Origin of the sequence: Granulicella tundricola MP5ACTX9 (assembly GCF_000178975.2) — a bacterium.
Taxonomy (GTDB): Bacteria; Acidobacteriota; Terriglobia; order Terriglobales; family Acidobacteriaceae; genus Edaphobacter; species Edaphobacter tundricola.
Genome location: NC_015064.1, coordinates 636633 through 655440, shown reverse-complemented (window position 1 = coordinate 655440; position 18808 = coordinate 636633). Strand labels below are relative to the sequence as shown.

General features: G+C 60.2%; 15 protein-coding genes. 9 read left to right on the top strand and 6 right to left on the bottom strand.

The window, feature by feature from the left end; all coding sequences use genetic code 11:
* Positions 1-78 precede the first annotated feature (78 nt).
* Positions 79-1113, bottom strand: a complete 1035-nt coding sequence (locus ACIX9_RS02725; protein ID WP_013578945.1) for a hypothetical protein — start codon at positions 1111-1113, stop codon at positions 79-81.
* Between the two features lie 709 nt (positions 1114-1822).
* Between ACIX9_RS02725 and ACIX9_RS02720 the strand changes: the two genes are divergently transcribed.
* On the top strand, positions 1823-2773 hold the full coding sequence (locus ACIX9_RS02720) for an EamA family transporter (protein ID WP_013578944.1): 951 nt from the start codon (positions 1823-1825) through the stop codon (positions 2771-2773).
* Positions 2774-2860: 87 nt separating this feature from the next.
* Positions 2861-3865 (top strand): DUF4105 domain-containing protein, encoded by a 1005-nt coding sequence (locus ACIX9_RS02715; RefSeq protein WP_157477233.1) that lies wholly within the window; start codon positions 2861-2863, stop codon positions 3863-3865.
* On the opposite strand, the gene ACIX9_RS02710 is transcribed toward ACIX9_RS02715, so the two are convergent.
* Positions 3862-6240: an OPT family oligopeptide transporter gene (locus ACIX9_RS02710; protein ID WP_013578942.1), complete on the bottom strand. Its 2379-nt coding sequence runs from the start codon at positions 6238-6240 to the stop codon at positions 3862-3864. The two genes, ACIX9_RS02715 and ACIX9_RS02710, sit on opposite strands and share 4 nt — an antisense overlap.
* 422 nt (positions 6241-6662) lie before the next feature.
* Here ACIX9_RS02710 and ACIX9_RS02705 point away from each other — a divergent pair, with 422 nt between their 5' ends.
* Positions 6663-7382 (top strand): ComF family protein, encoded by a 720-nt coding sequence (locus tag ACIX9_RS02705; protein WP_013578941.1) that lies wholly within the window; start codon positions 6663-6665, stop codon positions 7380-7382.
* Positions 7383-7540: 158 nt separating this feature from the next.
* Positions 7541-8071: an HNH endonuclease gene (locus tag ACIX9_RS02700; RefSeq protein WP_232298777.1), complete on the top strand. Its 531-nt coding sequence runs from the start codon at positions 7541-7543 to the stop codon at positions 8069-8071.
* Positions 8072-8162: 91 nt separating this feature from the next.
* Here the strand turns inward: ACIX9_RS02700 and ACIX9_RS02695 are convergent, their stop codons facing one another.
* Positions 8163-9032, bottom strand: a complete 870-nt coding sequence (locus ACIX9_RS02695; protein ID WP_198152143.1) for a hypothetical protein — start codon at positions 9030-9032, stop codon at positions 8163-8165.
* Positions 9033-9350: 318 nt separating this feature from the next.
* On the opposite strand from ACIX9_RS02695, the gene ACIX9_RS02690 reads away from it, so the two are divergent.
* From ACIX9_RS02690 to ACIX9_RS02680, 3 genes are all read left to right on the top strand, one after another.
* On the top strand, positions 9351-10832 hold the full coding sequence (locus ACIX9_RS02690) for a sensor histidine kinase (RefSeq protein ID WP_013578938.1): 1482 nt from the start codon (positions 9351-9353) through the stop codon (positions 10830-10832).
* Positions 10833-10997: 165 nt separating this feature from the next.
* On the top strand, positions 10998-13406 hold the full coding sequence (locus ACIX9_RS02685; RefSeq protein ID WP_013578937.1) for a S9 family peptidase: 2409 nt from the start codon (positions 10998-11000) through the stop codon (positions 13404-13406).
* Complete coding sequence (locus ACIX9_RS02680; protein ID WP_013578936.1) at positions 13406-13963, top strand: regulatory protein RecX; 558 nt, start codon at positions 13406-13408, stop codon at positions 13961-13963. Before ACIX9_RS02685 ends, ACIX9_RS02680 begins: the two co-directional genes overlap by 1 nt.
* On the opposite strand, the gene ACIX9_RS02675 is transcribed toward ACIX9_RS02680, so the two are convergent.
* Positions 13960-14151 carry a hypothetical protein gene (locus ACIX9_RS02675; protein WP_013578935.1) on the bottom strand — a complete coding sequence of 64 codons (192 nt, stop codon included), beginning with the start codon at positions 14149-14151 and terminating at the stop codon, positions 13960-13962. The genes ACIX9_RS02680 and ACIX9_RS02675 overlap by 4 nt on opposite strands.
* A gap of 33 nt (positions 14152-14184) precedes the next feature.
* On the opposite strand from ACIX9_RS02675, the gene ACIX9_RS02670 reads away from it, so the two are divergent.
* Positions 14185-15120, top strand: coding sequence for a hypothetical protein (locus ACIX9_RS02670; RefSeq protein ID WP_013578934.1), 936 nt, complete (start codon positions 14185-14187; stop codon positions 15118-15120).
* On the opposite strand, the gene ACIX9_RS23420 is transcribed toward ACIX9_RS02670, so the two are convergent.
* Positions 15112-15570 (bottom strand): PIN domain-containing protein, encoded by a 459-nt coding sequence (locus ACIX9_RS23420; protein ID WP_013578933.1) that lies wholly within the window; start codon positions 15568-15570, stop codon positions 15112-15114. The two genes, ACIX9_RS02670 and ACIX9_RS23420, sit on opposite strands and share 9 nt — an antisense overlap.
* A complete protein-coding gene (locus ACIX9_RS02660) occupies positions 15554-15793 on the bottom strand; it encodes a type II toxin-antitoxin system Phd/YefM family antitoxin (protein ID WP_013578932.1) in 240 nt (79 codons plus the stop codon). Before ACIX9_RS02660 ends, ACIX9_RS23420 begins: the two co-directional genes overlap by 17 nt.
* 141 nt (positions 15794-15934) lie before the next feature.
* On the opposite strand from ACIX9_RS02660, the gene alaS reads away from it, so the two are divergent.
* On the top strand, positions 15935-18760 hold the full coding sequence (alaS, locus tag ACIX9_RS02655; RefSeq protein ID WP_013578931.1) for an alanine--tRNA ligase: 2826 nt from the start codon (positions 15935-15937) through the stop codon (positions 18758-18760).
* The last annotated feature ends 48 nt before the right edge of the window (positions 18761-18808 follow it).

Here is an 18808-nt window from a genome sequence, read left to right as displayed (position 1 = left end):
CCTGCTCCCTGCTCCCTGCTCCCTGCTCCCTGCTCCCTGCTCCCTGCTCCCTGCTCCCTGCTCCCTGATCCCTGATCCTTAGTCCCTGCCTCGCCTCTCCAGCCGCACCGCCCTCTTCTTCTCCGGCCGCACCACATCCCGATTCTCCGCCGCAGTCGGATGCACCCCAAAGTCCCAAACCCCCAGGTTGATCTGATCCTCCTCCACCACCTCCACCAGGGCATACTCGCCAATCAGCAGCGACTCCTTCGGCACCAGCTTCATCCAGTGCCCCCCGGCGAGCGGAGTCTTTACCGTCTCAATCACGTCCTGCTGCTTCTTGATCCCCAACTGCCCCGCGTTGAAGCTCGTCACAATCCGCGCATCCTGCCGCACATCCACCCGCACGATCACGTACTCGCTCTCCGCCGGGTCCGGCCCCTTCGCCGGCCGATTATCCGCCCCATGCGTATCGACGGTGATGGCCCCCGCCCCCGTTGGCAGGTCCACATCCCCGCCAATCCGCAGATAGATCTCCGGCTTATCCACGTGCATCTGCACATCCGCTTTCTCGCCCTTCAACTGCACCACCTGGTGCGCCGCCGACCGCGGATTCACTACTCCCTTCAAAAATCCATGCCCTGTCTTCTTGTTCAGGTCGCTCTGCTGCTGCACCAGCGGCACCAGCTCCGGCCCACCATGAAAGGTATCGAGCGCCAGCACACTATCCTCAATCGCCAGCCGCAGGCTCCCATCCGGCGGCACGCTCGCCACCTCCGGCGTGAGCGCCGCCCGATCCGCCTCCTCCTTAGCCAGCTCCGGATCGAGCACCGGCTCCTGCGCCACCACCGGAGCACCCTCCTTCGCCGCCTCATGCGACTTCACCCACTTCTCCGTCGCCGGCAGGTCCACCAGCTCAACAGGAATCTCCTCCGTCTCGCCCCCCCGCTCAGCACTCACGTAAACCACCCGCTTCCCGACGACCTTATAACTCATCACCATCTGGTAGCTGCCGTCCTTCAGAATCAGCCTCAACCGATGCGGAGCTCCAGCCGGATCGACCGGCAGCACCTGCCGCTGCCCCACGCCCGTCCCCACCATCCCCACCGCCAGCACCCACCCCAACCAACGCATCGCAACACCTCGCCTCTATCCTAAGACGCAAAGCGAGCCTGGAGGTGCGGTTGCGGTTGTCTGTCTTTAACTCGCAACTCGAAACTCACAACTCGAAACTCTACCATTCAGCCGTTGCAGTTGCCGTTCGGATTAGAGGTGGGCTTTAGCCCACCGTCAACCGGCAACCATGAAAGCGGGCTTCAGCCCCCGGGCCCTCCTCCATCACCCACCACCGTCTCCGTGCCCCATCCATTGCAGCCGCACCGCGATGGGTGGGATGTAACCCTCGATTCGGTCGTTGTCATTGTTCGCCCCAAGACTCCCCAACAAATTCCCATTCCCGGAACCCCACACACCACCAACAAAAAAACTTTCCCAAAACACCCTCAAAAACACCAGCAAATTCGCATGTCAAGCCCCCACCACTCAAAAATCTCCTGCAACCCAAGCAAACTAAACAACTTAGTCCCAAAAAATAGTTGGGGTATTTACCCCACACACTTCGGTACAATTAATACAGGGAAAAAGCTCAGGACGAAACACCGTCGTGACCGCAATTACCCTCATAAACCTTTCAGAATTAGGACTTTACAAATCACTCTTTCTAGAATCAATACTTTACGGAGCATGTCCAGACCTAACTCCATAAGATTGAAGACTTTACGCCATTCCACCCAGGGTGGGGGGATACCCTCACAACCGCACACGATACGATGAAAGGAGCCCCGTGACCCAATCCAGACTCTCTCCGCGCGTCCTCATCGCATTCGCATGCGTGTACTTCTTCTGGGGCTCCACCTACGTCGCCATACGCTTCGGCGTCGAGGTCCTCCCGCCCTTCGTCCTCGCCGGCGTCCGCTTCATGATCGCCGGCCCCCTCATGCTGCTCGTCTGCGCCGCACGCGGCCTCAAACTCAAACAGTCCCCCCGGGACTTCGCCTGGCTCGCCGTCATCGGCATCCTGATGCTCGGCGTCGGCAACACCTCCCTCGTCTGGTGCGAGCAGTTCCTCTCCAGCGGCCTCTCTTCACTCCTCCTCGCCGTCATCCCCCTCTACGTCGCCCTCTTTGAGGTCTTCCTGCCCAGAGGCGAAGGCCTCCGCGCCAAAGGCTGGCTCGGGATCACCATCGGCTTCGCTGGCCTCGTCATCCTCGTCTGGCCCGGGCTGCTGGAAAGCCTCCACGGCAGCCGAACCCAGCTCATCGGCACCATCGTCGCCCTCATGGGAGCCCTCAGCTGGACCTCCGGCTCCATCCTCTCCCGCCGCACCTCGCTCGCAACCACGGCCTTCGTCGCGGCCGCGTGGGAGATGGTCTTCGCAGGCCTCTTCAACACCTCCGTCATGCTCGCCACCCACTCCTACCGTGACATCCACTGGAACACCCAGGCAGTCCTCTCCATCGCCTGGCTCGTCACCTTCGGCTCCATCGTCGGATACACCGCCTACATCTACCTGCTGGACAACGTGCCCGTCGCCAAGGTCTCCACCTATGCCTACATCAACCCCATCGTCGCCGTCGTCCTCGGAGCCATCTTCCTCCACGAGCGTATGGTGCCCATCGAATACGCCGGAATGGCCGCAATCCTCATCGCCGTCTACCTCGTAACCAGTTCGAAGCTTCGCAGCGGAAAGGAGGTCGCAGAGATCGAATGCACGGTTACCGAACAGGAGGCCTGATCAAGGCACTCCTTGGCGACCTTTTTTGCCAAAATCGCGTCATAAATTCCCATGTTCCGGTTCCGCCTCCAGAGCATAAGGCCCCTGATGTGCGCGTACGTCGTCGCAACGGTCTTTGCTGTCTGCAATCAGGCCCACGCCTCCCTCACAGTTCTGGTCGGTGAACCCTTCGGCCCTTTCGGAACCATGATGCCCGTCGGCCACGCCGCCATCTACCTCGATCACGTGTGCGCAGCTGGCCCCCTCAAGCTTCGCATGTGTCAGCCCGGCGAGCCGGAGGGCGTCGTCATCGCCCGCTACCACCAAATCGGCAATCTGGACTGGATCGCAACGCCAGTCATGCAATTTCTCTACGCAACCGATAGCCCCCAGAACATCCCGTCCTACGTCACGCCCGAGATCGCCTGGGACATGCGCCAGACCTACCGCCGCCGCTACCTCGCGGACATCGTCCCCGACGGGAAGGAGAAGGCCAAGGTTACAGACGAGTGGTGGGAGTCCGCCGGGGTAGCCTTCAACCGCAAACTCTGGGGCTACCAGCTAGCCACCACCCGCGAGCAGGATGAAGCCTTCGTCGACGCCATGAACGACCGCATCAACGTTCATCGCTACCATCTCAGCACCGCAAACTGCGCTAACTTCGCCGGAGACGTCGTCAACGCCTACTTCCCTGGCGCCGTCCACCATGACATCATCGCCGACTATGGCTGGCTCACCCCCAAGCAGGTCGCCCGCAGCATAGCCGCCTACGGAAACGCCCACCCGGAGCTCAACCCCCGCATCCTGGAGATCCCACAGATCCCCGGCACCCTTCGTCGCAGCAGACCGGTCAGGGGTGCGGGGGAGGCCCTCCTCAAAACCAAACGCTACTTAGCAACCCTCATCGTCATTCAACCGGAGATCCCGCTCATCTCCACGATCCTCTACCTCGACCGCGGCCGCTGGCAGATCGGCCAGGGCGCAGAGCCGGTAGGCCCGGACGTCTTCGCCCCCCGCACCTCGGTCGCCGGCAGCGCCGCGGACCCTGCACTCACCGCCAGCCCCACCACCGGGTCCGAAACAATGGACCAGCAAATGAACCAGGAAAACTAACTATCCAGCGGCTTCCGCGCAAAGTAGTACAAGCTGAACGCCAGCAGACCGAACATTACGACACTGACCGTGTCATGCAACGGAGAGTGTGCGCTGAAGCTGGCCGGAAACCGCCAGAACTGCCAGCTTCCCCCCCGCTGCTCGGACAAACCCTCCAGCAGCCGGATGCAGACCCCCAGCAGCCCCACAATCCCACCCGCCGCAATCAACCCCGAGGCGTACAGGCTACCCGGCGACACCTCCGACTCCATATCCAGCGAAGGCGTGACCGAGGTGGGGACCGGCAGCCCATTCGCCGGGTCCAGATGATCCGGATTCGTCTCATCGAAATCCGGATGACGCACAAAGAACGCCTCACGATCGTTCTGCCAGAGCAGCAGCGAGCTCTGATACAGCTCCGCGCTCGCCTTGGCATGATGATGAATCATCGCCCGATCCACCATCCACCGCATCAGCCCGCCCACAAAGATCGCCAGCGTAGTTGCTATGGAAAGGTAAGCACCAACAGCAAAGGTGAGGGAACGAACACCCAGCAGTTCGACGACGATGACCAGCGCAACCCCAAGCAGCACCAGCCCCCAGGGCAGCTTACGGGAGAGGATGCCATTGATCACCGTGGCCATCAGCTTGCCCTGCGGGGCGGCCGCCTTTTCACTGCCGATCCCCTGTGTCCACTGAATGACGATCTGATTGGTGGCGGGGTTGAGGAGATACTTTCCGTCCGGAACCGTGGATGAGCCGATGGCGTTCAGGAGGATGTAGGAACGACCGTCGTTAATGGTCTCGCGTGCGCCCGCCTTGGTGGTGAGGGTGACTCGATCGCGCGTGAACTGTCCCTTCTGTTGGACGCCATCCGCATACATCTGCGGCGTGACGGTAATGGGCACAGCGACACGCTGGAAGGACTCCAGGCCGTTGTTCATCGCGTTGAGCGTAGCGCCGATGGAGAAGACGCAGATCACAACGCCGGCGATCAGAGCCACCTGCTGTTTCCACGGCGTGGCTCCGATCAGATAGCCCGTCTTGAGGTCCTGCGAGGTATCGCCCGCATTAGACGCGGCGATGCAGACGATGCCGCCGATGGTAATTGCGAGCGCCCCAAAGGCAGGCGCAGTCCAACCCTTGACCAGGAAGACGGCACAAGTCGCCATGAGTGTGGCGATGGTCATGCCGGAGACCGGAGAGGCGCTGGAACCGACGATGCCCACAATGCGAGCGCTGACCGTAACGAAAAGGAAGCCGAAGACGACGACCAGCAGAGCGGCCGCGATGTTCGCCAGCAGACCCACTTGAGCACCATGCACAGGATGGAACTGCAGGAAGGCGACGATCAGGATGACAAGGAGCGCCGAACCACCCAACACAACCGACATCGGCAGGTCATTAGCCGTGCGGATGGTCTCAGTCTTGGCCTTGACGGTGGCGGAGGCCCTTGAAGCCCGGATCGACCGTACACCTTCAGCCAAGGCAGAGAAGATGGTGGGCGCAGTACGCATCAGAGTGATGAGACCCGCCGTAGCCACCGCACCAGCCCCCATGGGCCGGACATAAGTCTTCCAAAGCGTGCTGGGGTCCATCGTCTGGATCGGTGCCGTGCCCGGATAGATCGTCAGACCATGACCAAAGAAGTAGATGGCGGGCATGAGGACGAGCCAGGAAAACACTCCACCCGCCAGCATCACTGCCGCAACGCGGATACCGATAATGTAGCCCACACCCAGGTATTCCGGCGTGCAATCGGCACGAACCGCTGCCCCCTTAAGAATGTGCTGGGAGCCGCCCAGGTCCGGCTCATAGTTGGGTCCGGAGGGCCAAAGGGAGAAGATGTTGTCGTTCTGGAAGAAGGTGTAGAGAGCACCGAGGCCGAGGCCAAAGAAGACTCGGGAGGCGAAGGAGCCGCCACGTTCTCCGGCGATCAGGACGTCTGCGCAGGCTGTCCCCTCCGGGTAGAGTAGCGTGCCATGCTCTTCCACAATGAGTTGGCGGCGAAGTGGAATCATAAAGAGAACGCCGAGCCAGCCGCCAAAGAGCGCAAGGGCAAAGATGCGGGTGGATTCGAGATCGAAGCCCAGGAAGATCAAAGCGGGCAGGGTGAAGATCACGCCTGAAGCGATCGACTGGCCTGCATTGCCGATCGTCTGGACGATGTTGTTTTCGAGAATGCTGGCCTTGCCGAATACGCGAAGAACGGAGATCGAGATGACGGAAATCGGAATGGACGCAGCGACCGTGAGGCCAGCTCTTAGACCTACATAAACCGTGACCGCACCAAAGACCCAGGCAAAGACAGCACCAAGAATGAGGGCGCGCAGGCTGAACTCGGGGCGGTTCTCAGAGGCGGGAACGAAAGGTTGAAAGTGTGTCGGGGCTGCCATCGAGGTTGTTCTCCGCAGGTGTTCAGGTTGATTCGGGCTTGGATGGGAGTTTATCAGTCACAACACGGTTGACGCGGAGGGGACGGCTGAGACTATACTTCGGGCATTGGCGCTGAACGGTGCGCTGGCGAGTGAGGTGTGTCTTCAGCGAGAGCTTGAATGGCCAGACGCTCGGAGTTGGTGCGGGAGGTCCGCCTGGTGGGGCGGGGCCTGAACGCGTGGGTGGCAGGCTGGCCGAAAACGGCTGGCGCGCCATCGCAAGAGTGCTACGAAGTCCTTTCAATGCAGCGAGGATTGCCGCAGGCGATGTTGTTACCACCGTTTTTCCTGGAGATTGCCGCGTCTGCGGTGGATCGCTGCTGCGAGTGGATACAGTCCCGGTGTGCAGCGATTGTCTGGGTCGGATTCATTGGAAGACGGGTATGGAATGCGGGCGGTGTGGGGACGCGCTCGACCTCGATCTGGATATGGAAGATGCACGCTTCAGCGGAATGCTGAAGGAAGGACTCCTCTGTCGGGAGTGCAGGCTGGCACCTCCGGACTTTACGAGGGCCGTGGCCTATGGTGTTTATTCTGAAGAACTTAGAGAGTTGATCCACCTCTTCAAGTATGAAGAGGTCACCGGTGCTGCGCGTCTGCTTGGGGGTGGGCTGAGTGAGGCGGTGTTGTCGCTTGAGGGAAAGATGGCGGACCATGCGCTGGTGGTGGCTGTTCCTTTGTTTGTGCGGTCGCAGAGAAGGCGGGGGTATAACCAGTCTCGGTTGCTGGCGGATGCGGTTCTAAAGGAGTTACGCGGAAAGAAGCTTAAGGCGGCTCATGGAGTGCTCGTTCGGCGAAAGAGCACGGAGAGCCAGTTTGCGCTTTCGCGGAAGGCTCGACGACGGAATCTGCGCGGGGCGTTTGAGGTTCGTGGAGACGTTGCAAACAAAGAGGTTCTGCTCATCGACGACATCCTCACGACCGGGGCTACGGCACGGGAATGTGCGCGAGTGTTGGTGAAGGCGGGTGCGAGTAAGGTTTGGGTGGCTACGGTGGCGCGGGCGCAGAGTGAGAGGATCACGGCGCAGCAGCGAAATCCTGGAGCTTACGTGGCGGGATGGGACCTGAAGCCCGGGCCAACTCACTCATTCGGTGGAGCTTAGATCAAACAACTTTCGGAACCGGAGGATCAAGAATGCAGACGGGCAAGATGCGGAAGCAGCGGGTTACGGGGAGTGGGCGGCATGCGGGTCATGCTGGTGCAAATCGGCGAAATGTGGTGGAACTCGATGTGCATCAACGAGTTACACGGCAACCGGGGATGCAAACTCCGGTGCTGGTGCTGAATGCGAGCTATGAACCGATCAATATTTGTGGTGCCAGACGGGCGTTAGTGCTTGTATTGAAAGGAGTTGCGCGGACGGAGGAGGCTCAGGGGGCGATCTTGCATGCGGCTAAGGTGAATGTCGCTATGCCCTCTGTTATCAGGCTCTTAGAGTATCGGCGGATACCTCACCAGACGCGTGCTTTGTCGCGTAAAAACATCCTGCTGCGGGACCGGAATTGTTGCCAGTATTGCTCGGTGATTTTGACCGCCGGGGAGCTGACTTTGGACCATGTAATCCCCCGGAGCAGGGGCGGACTCTCGACGTGGGAGAACCTGGTGGCTTGCTGCCATGACTGTAACCGTAAGAAAGGAAACCAGTTCCTGCACGAGCTGACGGAGATGAAGCTGCAGCGGGAGCCTCGTCCGTTCTCTTTGCACACCAGCCGGCACATCATGCGGATGATCGGTTCTGCCGATCCGAGCTGGCGCAGGTATCTGTATTTCGAGTCTGGAGAGGCTGCCTGAGGGCTGCTCACCGTGGTGATTTTCTGCACCACAAATCACCACGAACTAACCACAAATGCACCACAAACATCACCACGCAACCCCGACCGGCTTACGGTTGGGGTTTCGTGTGTTTGAGGTTGGGTGCGTTGGGGTCGGCGGCGGGTTGGGCCGTGGGTTCGGTGTTGGTCTTCTCGGGGGTGTCCGGCTTGCTGGGGTCGGCGGCGGGGAGGGTTTCGCCGTTGTAGATGATGCGGGACTTGGCGTGGAAGCGCTTGTAGTCGGCGTACTTGACGGTGTAGCGGATGTGGACGTCCTGGGCTAACGCGCCGTTGGCGGCGGCGAAGTGCAGGTTGCCCTCCGCGTGCGTGTAGACGGGGAACCAGTAGCCTCCATCCACCTCTGAGTAGTAGGTGGTGTAAGGGGGCGAGAGGTCTTCATGACCGCGGCGCATGTCCTGGGGGACGGTCTTGCCGTTGATGAGGACGATCTGGAGGTCCTTCTGGTCGACCCAGATGCGGCCCTGAAAGTAACGCTGGCCTTTGACGAGGGTCTTGGGTGCGGCCTCAAAAACATAGGTGTCGAGGTCGTCGACGTGCTGGCGGCCCATGTAGGTGAGGTCGTACTGAGGCAGGTCTTTGGTGGTGAGGATAAAGGGCAGGCGGTGGGTGATGTCGTCAAAGTCCGACTGGGTCATCATGACGCGCTCCAGCGTGTTCTGGGGTGCGAAGACGACGTGCTCGGAGCGTCCGCCGTTGTCTGACAGGACGATGTCGGTGACGTCCTGGTAGACGCCATCGACCTTGTTCGTATCCTCGGCGAGGGTTTCGACGCGAACGGTCCGGCGGAAGGTGTACTCGTTGAGGGCCTGATTGAAGGCGGTCTCGCGTGCGCCGAACTTTTTGACGATCTCATCCGTGGTGAGGCCGGTGGGGGGCTTGGGGTCGAGCTTGCCGAAGCCTTCCGCGTCCTGCGAACCCATGACTTCAGGACCGTGCGGATTTGGGACAGGGGCGAGGGCGAGGGCCTGGCGAACCGATAACGGGGAGAGAACGAGCAGGGCGGCAGCGAACGTGAAGGACGCAAAAAGGCCGAGTGGTTTCGGATGGGGCCGGGTTTGAGAAGAGGCAACCATTGGTAATAGCTCCATAAGGGCATTGCTTGGCCCTGTCTGTTAGACGCAGGATTGGACGTGGCGGACGCGGGAACGGGTTCGTGAGCAAGGTCAGCCGATAGATTTCCAGAGCAGATCAGGTGACGTGCGAGAACGCTTGCAGTATTTGGCAGTGGAGGCTTCAGGATGATGGTAGCGGCTTGGTTGGGTTTGAGTGTCGGCGGATTTCAGGCGGTGGATCATTGGGCGTGCCTGCTGGCGATGGCGGGGTTGGCCGGGATGGGCTGGCAGATGCGGCGGCGGGCCACGCACCAGAGGATCGAGCGGATGCGCGAACGCCGTCTGCGCGAGGAGCTTGAAGGCTATGCTCGGCTGGATGTGCGTACCGGTGCGGGTGACCCGGTGGCCCAGGCGCGGGCTCTGGCCAAACGGGTGTGCCGGACGATTGCGGATCTGAGCGCGTTTCCGAAGGTTGCGATGCTGCTGCGCGATGCGGAGGGGCGGATGTACTGCGCCTCCAGCGCCGGCGTGGACGATCTGACGGTGCGGGCGCTGCTGGCGTGGGGCGAGAGCGCGGTGGAAGAGGAACGAGGCGCTCGGCTGCGAACCAAGACGGGTATGAAGGGCGGCGCGAAGAAGCATCCGAAGAGCTTTTCAATTCAACTGGGGGAGTGGACGAAGTTCGATCCGGAGGTGGCGGCGTGGGCGCTGTCCGGCAAGAAGGAACGGCGGCGGTGGCGGCGCGGCATGGTGGCCCCGATCCGGATGCATGATGGGCATCTGCTGGGCGCGATGGTGGTCTGCTCCGACGGTTCACGCGCGGACCGGAACGATGGCGGCTACGCGCAGAGGCTCGAGGTGGCGATTGGGCCGATCGAGCTGCTGGCGGGACGGCTTGCCATGTCCATGGAGAGCAGGCTGATGAGCGAGCGGCTGTTGCGGGCGGAGAAGCTGGCGGGGCTGGGACAGCTTGCGGGCGGGGTGGCTCATGCGTTGAACAATCCGCTGACCGCGGTGCTGGGGTTTGCGGAGTTGATTGCTGAGAGCAGCCATGAGGAAAGTGTGCGGAAGGATGCCGATACGATCCGGACGGAGGCGCTGAGGATGCGCGATACGGTCCAGCGGCTGACGGAGTTCTGGCGGCCGCCGGTGGTGGTGAACGAAGCGGTTGAGATGGTGACGATCCTGGACGAGCTGGGCGCTGCCTGCAGGGCTACGCTGGAGCAGCGTGGGGTGGAGCTGGTGATTACGAGCGATGAGGGGATGCCTGCGGTCCGGGGATCGGGTGAGCGGCTGAAGCAGGTGATGGAACATCTGCTGAACAATGCGGCGCAGGCGATTGAAGACGCGGGCGAGCGGGAGGACGGCCATGCGATCCGGATTACGTTGAGCCATGACGAGACGTCCGTCAACGTGATTGTGAGCGATACGGGGACGGGGTTCCAGGAGCCGGGACGGGTGTTCGATCCGTTTTATACGACGCGGGAGCCGGGGGATGGAGATGGGATGGGACTTTCCATGTGCTACGGAATTGTGAGGGAGCATGGTGGGGAGATCTCTGCGTTCAACCTGCATCCGCATGGGGCTGCCGTGGTGGTGGAGCTGCCGGTGAGTACGGTGGTGAGCGGTGAGAGCCTGCCGGAGATGGAGCATGCACGGGTTGCTTAAGGCGTAACGCGGATCAGTGGGATTGAGGCGGATCAAGGCGGACTGGGGCTACCGCTTCGGTCCGCTTTTTGCCTGGTGCTGGGTTCGGGCGAACGGACTGAGTTGATAAGGATTGATAAAAGCGATCAAGGCTGATTTTTCCGATGTGGGCTGTAAGCTGTTGCGATGAGCTGGATTCGTGTTTTCTTCGTGATGATGGTGGGACTGGGATCGGTGGCGATGGGTCAGGCTGCGGTGGAACCCACGTCTCAGAACCGAGACATGGGGCACCCGGCTAAGCGCGCTATGACGTTTCAGGATTTGATGGCGATGAAGCGGGTGAGCGATCCGCAGGTTTCACCTGGTGGGAAGTGGGTGCTTTTTTCGGTTACGGATGTTTCGCTGGCCGGGAATACGAAGGTGAATCATCTGTGGGTTGTGCCGCTTCAACCCACGTCCGAGAATCCGGACATGGGGCACCCAGTTGTGGAACGTCAGATTACGTTCAGCACCGGTGAAAGTTTTGGGCGGTTCTCTCCTGATGGGCAGTTTGTTTCTTATACCGGCGCTCCGATGAAGGACGATCCCTACAGCCGGATTACGATTGCGACGTGGGACGAGAAGACCGGGACGATTGGGATGGGGCGCACGTTGCAGGCAGTAAGCGGCGATGCGGATGGGGCGGTGTGGTCTCCGGATAACAAGAGGTTTCTGTTTACGACGCAGGTGTATCCGGAGTGCTCGGACAAGGCTAAGTGGTCTGAGGAAGATGCTTGCGATAAGGCTAAGGATGAAGCTGCGGATAAGTCTCCTGTGAAGGCGCAGTTGTTTACGGGGCTGCTGTATCGGCACTGGAATGCTTTTACCGGGCAGAAGCGGACGCATGTGATCGTCGCGGACTTCTCCTTGGCTGGACCGAATCCTCGGGACCTTACGCCGAAGAGTGTGGTGGGGGATGCGGAGACTCCTACGTTTAGTCTGGGTGGGCCGCTGGGGTATGCGTGGGCGCCGGACGGGAAGGAGATTGCTTATGTAACCAATCTTGATACAGTTCCGGCGGCGAGCACGAATAACGATGTGTTCACGCTAAGGCTGGATGAGGCGGGAGCTCGGCCTGTCAAAGTGAGTACGAGCCTGGGGAGTGATGATGGGCCGGCCTACTCGCCGGATGGGAGGTGGCTGGCGTTTCGGTCGCAGGCGCGGGCGGGGTATGAGTCGGATCGGTTTCGGTTGATGGTGTTTGATCGTCAGGCTAAGACGATCAGGGAGTTGATGCCTAAATTTGATCGGTGGGTGGATGAGTTTGTTTGGGCAGGCGATTCGCAAGCACTCTATTTCGCTAGCGGTGTCTCCGGGAGCGAACAAGTCTTTTCTATTGGGCTGAGCGGAAACGAGTTGAACTTGCGCACCTTTGTTGATTCGCGAGGAGAGTGGGGCGAATTTGCTGAGCTAAACATCTCTCATGACGGAACGTTTCTCGTTTCCAGTCGTTCGACAGTCGCAAATCCAACAGAGCTTTTCTTGACGAGCTTTGTGGTCGATCGTGACTTAAACATAGACACGGTTGATGCGGTTGGAGCCGACGGCCAAGCGCATAAACCTGAAGCTGGCACTTATGAGTCGGCAGAGTATGGGATATACAAGACAACTCAGCTCACCCGGATCAATCGCGATGCTCTTGGTGCATTCAAAATCTATGGTGGCGGCGATGCTTCAAGTCCATTCAGAGTCTATGACGTTGGCAAGCACGAAGGCCAGCCGATGGAAAGCTTTACGTTCCTTGGTGATGAAGGTACGAAGGTGCAGGGGTTTGTGGTGAAGCCGCCGAACTTCGATCCTAAGAAGAAGTATCCGGTGAAGTTTTTGATTCATGGGGGGCCGCAGGGGGCCTGGGGGGATGCGTGGAGCTATCGGTGGAATCCGGAGTTGATGGCTGCGAGCGGGTATGTGGTGGTGATGGTGAATCCGAGGGGGTCGACGGGGTATGGGCAGGCGTTCATCGATGGGGTGAATGGGGATTGGGGTGGGAAGGCTTATGTGGATCTGATGAAGGGGCTCGATGCGGCGGAGATGCAGTTTCCGTTTATCGATAAAGACCGGGAGTGCGCGCTGGGGGCGAGCTATGGCGGGTTCATGGCGAACTGGATGCTGACGCATACGAACCGGTTCAAGTGCATCGTGACGCATGACGGGATGTATAACCCGGCGGCGGCGTATGGGGATACGGAAGAGATGTGGTTCAACGAGTGGGAGTTTCGGCGGGCGGGAGAGAAAGAGCCGGGACAGCCGTGGCGGTATGCTTCCCTTCCGGCTGATCAGGACCCTTTCAGGAAGTGGTCTCCTATGCTTTCGATTCAGAATGCCAAGACGCCTACTTTGGTGATTCATTCGCAGAAGGATTATCGGCTGGATGTTTCTGAAGGGTTTCAGTTGTTTACGGCGCTGCAGCGGCTCGGCGTGCCGAGTGAGATGCTTTACTTTCCAGATGAGGGGCATTGGGTGACCAAGCCGCAGAATGCCGAGCTTTGGAATAAGACGGTGAGTGACTGGTGTGACAAGTGGACGCATACGAACGCTTATGCGGGGGTGAAGTGATGGCGTTTGCCAGGCCGAAGAAGCGGGAGCCGGTGGGAGAGGCGGAGCTGTTTGAGTATGCGGTGGGGGTGCTTTCCCGCCGGATGCGGACGGTGAGGGATTTGAAGAGGTTGATGAAGGCTCGGGCGCATGAGGGCGAACGGGGGGAGACGGATATGGATGCGGTGGTGGGGAGGCTGACGGAGCTGAAGTATCTTTCGGACGACCGGTTTGCGCAGGACTATACGCGGCTGAGGAAGGAGAACCAGGGGTTCGGAAGGCGGAGGGTGCAGCAGGATCTGGCGATGAAGGGGGTGGGCAAGGAGATTGCGGAGACTACACTGGCGGCTGCTTATGATGAGGCGGATGAGGTGGGGCTGGCTCGGGCTTACTGTGAGAAGAAGCGGATTCCGCAGCCCTCCGGGGTGGATGCGCAGAAGCAGACGGTGAGGGTGATGAATCGGTTGATGCGGGCGGGGTACTCTTCTTCGGCGATCTTCAAGCTGTTCCGGGCCTGGAAGGTGGAGGTGCCGGAGGGTGGGGACTCGGATACGTATGGGGAGATGCCGGAGTTTTAGATAGCCCTGATGGCCCGGGCGGGGAGGAGGAAGATGGCGGCGATGAGGTCGAAGACGCCCTCTACGACGATGCCGACGAGCCGGAAGGGCAGCAGGACGAGCCAGATGAAGGGGTAGAGGATCACGGCGACGACGGCGAGAGGCCAGCAGCAGACGACGAGGATGAGGAAGACGAGAAGCTTGAGCATGGGCGCTCTCCTGTATGAGGAGTACGGTGATGGATGGGGGGAAGTTCCGTGGGTGAGCTGGATCGGGTGGTGGCGGTGGACTGGTCGGGGGATAAGGGGCCGGGGCAAAGGAAGAAGATCTGGGCGGGGGTTTGGACGCGGGGGGCTGGCCGAACGGCTGGGGGACGAGTGACGTTGGAGACGGGGCGGACCCGGGCGGAGCTGACGGAGTGGCTGGTTGGGTTGGCGAAGGAGACTCCGCGGATGGTGGTGGGGATGGACTGCTGCTTCAGCTATCCGAGCTGGTTTTTGCGGGAGTGTGGGTGCTCGACGGTGTTTGAGTTTTGGGAGTATGTGGCGGGTGGGTGTGGGGAGCGGTGGCTCGGGACTACTTGTGCGGAGGAGGAGAGAGATCTGCGGTTCTGGGGGCGGCCGCATAAGAGGCCGGCGGAGTTTAGTGGCCCGGGGTATGCGTCGATGATGCGGGCGACGGATTGGGAGAACAAGGTGGCGCAGGGGCTCGAAGGCGGGGACCCGGTAAGGGCGGCGCTGATGAAGGGAGTGCAGCCGAAGTCGCCATTTCAGATTGGGGGCGCGGGTGCGGTGGGGACGGGGTCGCTGCGGGCTATGGAGTGGCTGATGAGGCTGCGGGAGGGTGGGTTTCGGGTTTGGCCTTTTGAGGATTTTTCTGAAGGGCGGCCGCTCTTGGTGGAGATGTATACGCGGCTGCTGACGGGGCCGGTGGCTAAGTCGAATCCTAGTGCGCGGAAGGCTTATTTGAAAGCGAGGAAGATGGCTGAGCCCGGTTTGTATGGGGGGCTGGCGCGGTCTGTGGTGGTGGGGGCTGAGGGGTCGGAGGATGGGTTCGATGCGCTGGTTTGCTGTTTGGAGATGGTGCGGTGGCAAACCGAGTTTGCGGGGTTGCGGCGGGCTACGGATGAGACTTTGAAGCTGGAGGGGATTACTTGGCGGCCTGGGGTTTCAAGCTAGGAGAGCGTCGAGTTCAGAGGGTGTGAGCAGGAATGGATTGAGGACCGTAATCTGTCCTATCTTGCGGTTGTGCTGTAGATCTTCAGACAGAAAGGAAGCACATCCGGAGCGGTTGTTGACCGCAAGAATGAGGCAGTCGAAGATTTGAAGTCCGTGCCTTTGGCGCAGGTCAAGCGCGGTGGCAAGATCACCTGGGGTGGTAGCGATAACTGGCATGCGTTGCATGAAGTCCTGCACGATCGCATCGGCCTGCAGTGGGCTGACGACATTCTTGCGAACCGAAGCATGATGGAACTCGGCCAGAACCTGAAGTGCGATCTGTGCTTTACGCTCAAGACAGAAGCTCATGATGCGCTTGGCGATCTCGTGTTTTGAGACGTCGCGTGGATCAAATGAATAAAAGAGGATGTTGGTATCTACGCTGATTGAGGTTTCAGTCGTAGAGTTCATCGCGTCCGTTCCAGACACCGCCGAGGTCGAGGCCCTGTTTCATCAACGCTTGAAGACGTCTCATGGCTGCTACGCCATCATCGTCGGCGGCGGGCTCAGGGAATGGGATGATCTGGGCTACGGGCTTTCCGGCGCGCAGGATGGTCAGGCTTTCACCAGCCTCCGCCTCCGAGACGAGCGAGGCGAACTGCTCTTCTTCTTCATGGAGTTGAACCTGGCGCATGCGGCGTACCCTCTGTGGGGATTGTACGCCGGGGTAGCTGGAGAGGAGGAGGGAAAGGCAAGTGCGCCCTTGCGCCGTGCGGGCGGTGCTTCGCACTGTTTTGGCGCTTCGCGTTTGTGTGACTGATAGACTTTAAGACCTATGGAATATCGGTCGGGTTCGCAGATTCGGGAAGACTTTTTGCGGTTTTTTGAAGGTAAGGCGCACCGTCGTGTGCACTCTTCGTCACTGGTGCCGGCGAACGATCCTACGCTGCTGTTTACCAACGCAGGTATGAACCAGTTCAAGGATGTCTTCCTGGGCGCGGAGAAGCGGGACTACTCGCGTGCGGCGTCGTCGCAGAAGTGTGTTCGGGCTGGCGGGAAGCACAATGACCTTGAGAACGTCGGGTTCACGCGGCGGCACCATACGTTCTTCGAGATGCTGGGGAACTTCTCGTTTGGCGACTACTTCAAGAAGGACGCGATTGCGTATGCGTGGGAGTTGCTGACCTCAGCTGCATGGTTCGCGATCGACAAAGAGAAGCTGTATGTGACGATCTTCGAGGGCGATGAGAAGGTGCCTCGGGATGAAGAGGCTTATCAGTTCTGGCTGGAGGTTGGGGTTCCTGCTGAGCGGATCTTTGAGTTGGGCGCTAAGGATAACTTCTGGGCGATGGGGGATACGGGGCCTTGTGGGCCTTGCAGCGAGATCTATTATGACCTCGGCCTCGCAGCCTCGGAGAGTGGTGCAGACGTTCCGTTTGGTGAGGACGACCAGCGGTATATGGAGATCTGGAACCTGGTGTTCATGCAGTTCGAGCGGGCTAGTGATGGGACGCTGACGCCGCTGCCGAAGCCGAGCATCGATACGGGGATGGGGTTGGAGCGGGTCTCGTGTGTGTTGCAGGGCGTGATGTCGAACTATGACACGGACCTGTTTATTCCACTGATCAAACGGGCTGCTGAGCTTACGTTGAAACCCACGTCCGAAAATCCGGACATGGGGCACCCAGTTGGGGATGAGAAGGGCGCGGCGTCGCTGCGGATTATTGCGGATCATGCTCGGGCGGCTACGTTTCTGATTGCGGATGGAGTGCAGCCGGCGAATGAAGGGCGTGGGTATGTGCTGCGGAAGATTCTGCGACGTGGGATTCGGCATGGACGTTTGCTGGGGCAGGAACAGCCGTTCATGTTCGAGATGGTGAAGGCTGTTCGGGATGAGATGAAGGTGGCATATCCGGAGTTGGTGGAACATGCGGAGCGGGTGAGTAAGGTTGTGCTCGCAGAGGAGGAGCAGTTTGCTCGGGTGATCGAGAAGGCCATGAATGAGCTGGATCGGACACTGGATGCTATCAAGCAATTGCCATCGGTCCTAGACAGATGGAACAAGACACCTGAAAGCGCTCCGGACTACAAGGAAGCCGAGGCTGCATTTTGGGTCACATTTGAGCTCGTACATCGGACCGTCAATAAGAACGAAGCTAGACCGAAGTCGCGTCATGGAATGTTTCCAGGACGTACAGCCTTCTTCTTCTTCGAGACCTATGGACTCCCGATTGATTTTATGGAGGACGCTGCACGAGACGCTGGAATAGAACTAGACAGAGCAGAATTTGAGAAGGCCAAGATTGAAGAACAGGAGCGGGCTCGGGCTTCTTGGAAGGGTGGGTCGCAGAAGACAGCTTCGCCGGTTTATCGCGAGTTGGCTAAGACGGAGTTTGAGGGGTACTCTGCGCTGCGGGTGGATGGTGCGCGGGTGATTGCGCTGGTGAAGGATGGCGTGGGCGTGCATGTGCTCTCGCCCGGCGAAGAGGGTGAAGTTGTTTTAGACGCGACGAGCTTCTATGCGGACTCCGGTGGTCAGGTTGGGGATGTGGGTTGGCTTTATGCGGCGGACCACACGACCGTCCTGGCCGAGGTGCGCGGGGCGAACAAGCCGGTGCAGGGCGTGTTTGCTCACAAGGTGATTGCGAAGGTTGCGATTGCTGTGGGCGATGAGGTCGATACCGTCGTCAATGGCGAGGTGCGGGCGGCTACGATGCGGAACCATACCGGGACGCACCTGCTTCATGCGGCGCTGCGCGAGGTGCTGGGCAAACATGTGAAGCAGGCGGGGTCGCTGGTGAATCGGGATCGGCTGCGGTTCGACTTCAGCCACTTCACGGGTGTCGCGGAGGAAGAGCTGCGCGAGATCGAGACGATCGTCAATGCGCAGGTGCTGAAGAATACGCCGGTGGAGACGCTGGTGGATGTGCCGATCGACGTGGCGGTGAACGACTATGGCGCGATGGCGCTGTTTGGCGAGAAGTACGGCGACAAGGTGCGCGTGGTGCGGATTGGGGAGTTCTCAACCGAGCTGTGCGGCGGCACGCATACGCTGGCGACGGGCGAGATTGGGGTGATCAAGCTGGTGGGCGAGAGCTCGGTGGCGAGTGGCGTGAGGCGTCTTGAAGCTATTTCAGGGACTGGCGCGTTGGATGAGTTTCGGCGTGGGTTTGAGGTCAGCCGCGTGGTGCCTGGAGGGGCTGCGGGGCTAAGGGATCGGCTTGCTTCCGATGAGGAAGAGATCAAGAAGCTGAGGCGGGAGCTCGATGGGCTGCGGCTGAAGGCGGCGCAGGCGGCTACGGCGGATGCTGCTGCTGGAGCTATCGAGGTCAAGGGCGTGAAGGTTCTCGCCAAGCGGCTGGATGGGGTGGATAAGGCGCAGATGCGGGAGCTTGTGGATCAACTGCGCGGGAAGCTGGGGTCCGGGGTTGTGGTGCTGGGCGCGGCTACTGCTGAGGGGAAGGTTGCGCTGATTGTGGGCGTGACGAAGGATCTTACCGGGAAGGTGCAGGCTGGGAAGATTGTTGGACTGCTTGCTGCGCTGGTTGGCGGTAAGGGTGGTGGACGGCCGGATCTGGCGGAGGCTGGTGGGAGTGATGTGAGTCAGCTTGATGCTGCGCTGGGGAAGGCTGGGGAGGTTGTGGGGGGGATGCTGGGGTAGTCGCTTCCCTGTGCCAATGGGTGGGATGGGCATGCTGGAAAGGTCGGC